Annotated in this window: 1 rRNA gene (cut by a window edge); it reads left to right on the top strand. The window is 58.1% G+C overall.

Annotated elements, in window-relative coordinates:
- The first annotated feature begins 310 nt into the window (after nucleotides 1–310).
- Nucleotides 311–2,009, top strand: a 23S ribosomal RNA gene (locus AB0G56_RS09365); it runs 1,271 nt beyond the window's last position.

Below are 2,009 nucleotides of genomic sequence, written 5' to 3'. Positions count from 1 at the left end.
CTAAGGAGCACTTCTTACCGACTCCGGTCGGTCAGAGGCCAGTACATCAGCGAATGTCTGATGCTGGTTGCTCATGGGTGGAACGTTGACTATTCGGCACGGTCCAGGACGGGCCAGGCGCTAGTACTGCTCTTCGGAGCGTGGAACGCTGATCTGGTCGGCTGGTCGTGTCGGGCACGCTGTTGGGTGTCTGAGGGTGCGAGCGTTGCTCGCCCTTCGGGATGCCGGCCCCGGTGAAGCATCGCGTGAGTGGTGTGTGACGGGTGGTTGGTCGTTGTTTGAGAACTGCACAGTGGACGCGAGCATCTGTGGCCAAGTTTTTAAGGGCGCACGGTGGATGCCTTGGCACCAGGAACCGATGAAGGACGTGGGAGGCCACGATAGTCCCCGGGGAGTCGTCAACCAGGCTTTGATCCGGGGGTTTCCGAATGGGGAAACCCGGCAGTCGTCATGGGCTGTCACCCGCTGCTGAACACATAGGCAGTGTGGAGGGAACGCGGGGAAGTGAAACATCTCAGTACCCGCAGGAAGAGAAAACAACCGTGATTCCGGGAGTAGTGGCGAGCGAAACCGGATGAGGCTAAACCGTATGCGTGTGAGACCCGGCAGGGGTTGCGTATACGGGGTTGTGGGATCTCTCTTGATCAGTCTGCCGGCTGGTCGGTGAGTCAGAAACCGTTGATGTAGACGAAGGACATGCGAAAGGTCCGGCGTAGAGGGTAAGACCCCCGTAGTCGAAATGTCAGCGGCTTGCTTGAGAGACACCCAAGTAGCACGGGGCCCGAGAAATCCCGTGTGAATCTGGCGGGACCACCCGCTAAGCCTAAATATTCCCTGGTGACCGATAGCGGATAGTACCGTGAGGGAATGGTGAAAAGTACCCCGGGAGGGGAGTGAAATAGTACCTGAAACCGTGTGCCTACAAGCCGTGGGAGCGTCGGAGTGGAGCTTGCTTCACTCTCGTGACTGCGTGCCTTTTGAAGAATGAGCCTGCGAGTTTGCGGTGTGTTGCGAGGTTAACCCGGGTGGGGTAGCCGTAGCGAAAGCGAGTCCGAACAGGGCGTTTTAGTAGCACGCTCAAGACCCGAAGCGGAGTGATCTAGCCATGGGCAGGTTGAAGCGGAGGTAAGACTTCGTGGAGGACCGAACCCACCAGGGTTGAAAACCTGGGGGATGACCTGTGGTTAGGGGTGAAAGGCCAATCAAACTCCGTGATAGCTGGTTCTCCCCGAAATGCATTTAGGTGCAGCGTCGTGTGTTTCTTGCCGGAGGTAGAGCACTGGATAGGCGATGGGCCCTACCGGGTTACTGACCTTAGCCAAACTCCGAATGCCGGTAAGTGAGAGCGCGGCAGTGAGACTGTGGGGGATAAGCTCCATGGTCGAGAGGGAAACAGCCCAGAGCATCGACTAAGGCCCCTAAGCGTACGCTAAGTGGGAAAGGATGTGGAGTCGCAGAGACAACCAGGAGGTTGGCTTAGAAGCAGCCACCCTTGAAAGAGTGCGTAATAGCTCACTGGTCTAGTGATTCCGCGCCGACAATGTAGCGGGGCTCAAGCGTACCGCCGAAGTCGTGTCATTGCAGCATATACGCCCAACGGCGGCTGTGATGGGTAGGGGAGCGTCGTCTGCCGGGTGAAGCAGCACCGGAAGGTAGTTGTGGACGGTTGACGAGTGAGAATGCAGGCATGAGTAGCGATTCACACGTGAGAAACGTGTGCGCCGATTGACTAAGGGTTCCTGGGTCAAGCTGATCTGCCCAGGGTAAGTCGGGACCTAAGGCGAGGCCGACAGGCGTAGTCGATGGATAACCGGTTGATATTCCGGTACCCGCTGTGAAGCGTCAAACATCGAGCATCGTGATGCTAAGGCCGTGAAGCCGCCCTGATCTCTTCGGAGTTGAGGGGAGTGGTGGAGCCGCCGGCCCAAGCGGTTAGTAGGTGAGTGATGGGGTGACGCAGGAAGGTAGTCCATCCCGGGCGGTGGTTGTCCCGGGGTAAGGGTGTAGGC

The organism is Streptomyces sp. NPDC021356 (assembly GCF_040641015.1).
GTDB lineage: Bacteria > Actinomycetota > Actinomycetes > Streptomycetales > Streptomycetaceae > Streptomyces.
Note: the sequence above shows the minus strand (reverse complement) of the source record. Positions and strands in the feature narration are given on the sequence as shown.